The organism is Streptomyces sp. NPDC058086 (genome assembly GCF_042885015.1).
Lineage (GTDB): Bacteria > Actinomycetota > Actinomycetes > Streptomycetales > Streptomycetaceae > Streptomyces.
This window is the reverse complement of sequence record NZ_JBHVST010000308.1, coordinates 1-1135: the sequence shown is the minus strand read 5'-3', so window position 1 is coordinate 1135 and position 1135 is coordinate 1. Positions and strand designations below refer to the sequence as shown.

The following is a 1135-nucleotide window of genomic DNA, read 5'->3' as shown; positions in this document are numbered from 1 at the left end:
AGGGTGAGGACGGTTTTGGTGATGAGGGTCATGCGGTTGGGGCTGATGCGGGATCTGCGGAAGATCTGCCAGGACTTCAGCCGTGCCATGCCGCGTTCGACCGGTGCCCTCGCCGCGGCCAGGGCTCGGTTGACGGTGCGCTGGGTGAGAGTGAGTTCACCGCCCGGCGGGCGTTTGAGTCCGGTGGTGACCCAGGGGCCGGCGCCCGTGTAGGCACGGTCGGCGAGGACGGGGACGCCCTGGCGTTCGCAGATCCGGATGATGCGGTGGGTGCGGGCCGCGGTGAGGTCGTGAGTGCGGCCCGGCAGGGCGGGCGAGATCCATAGCAGCTCGCCGGTCGGATCGGTGACGACTTGGACGTTCACGCCGTGCCGGCGGTGCTTGGCCGAGTAGTCCGCCCGGCTGTCGCCGACGCGGTCGCATTCGGCAAGGGTCCCCTCCAGCAGGACGAACTCCGGATCGTGCTCACGCAGCGTCTTGAGGAGGCCGGGGGCTCGTTCGGAGAGCAGGCCGGTCACGACGGTGACGTACGCGTGGGCGGTGCCGACGGATATTCCGAACCCGGCCGCGATCCTGGTGGGAGTATCGTGGCGGCGCAGGTACACCAGAGCGGCGAGCGCACGTTGGTGCGGCGGGAGCTTGCAGCGGCGGTCACCCTCGCGGGTGACGACGAGCATGGTGACCCACTCGACCAGAGCGTGAGGAAAGTCGAGTACGGCAGGACAGGGAACCAACAGGGCTCCTGTGCCGATGGGTTGAGACCTCGAACACCTCCCTCAACGGCACGGGGGCCTTGTGCGTTGCGGCCCCCACCTCGACCTGACCGGCGTCACCCGATCAGTAGCCACGCTGAAAACGCTCACTCCGCTGTCACAAAACCGAAAGATCACGCCTGGCGATCCCTGGTCCGCAACAGCCATCCCACGCCGGCCAACGTCAGGAGAAGTCCGGCGACGGCCCCCGGCCAGCGCCATGTGTCGATCACTGCGTAGTTGCGGGGTGCGACGAAGGCCAGGTACCAGATCACGTTCATCGTGGCGGGCAGGAGTGTGGCCAGGATGAGGCCTGCCCATTTGCGGGCTGCCGTCCAGTAGCGGGAGCGGCACACCATCACTACGGCCGTGATCTTCATGGC

General features: G+C 67.7%; 1 protein-coding gene and 1 pseudogene. Both read right to left on the bottom strand.

Translation table 11 applies throughout. The features are described from left to right. On the bottom strand, positions 1 to 734 hold a 734-nt coding region (locus ACFVWD_RS58480; protein ID WP_389607339.1), incomplete at its 3' end, for a transposase family protein. Between the two features lie 152 nt (positions 735 to 886). After that, a pseudogene (locus ACFVWD_RS58475) lies at positions 887 to 1135 on the bottom strand (hypothetical protein); the annotation flags it as partial.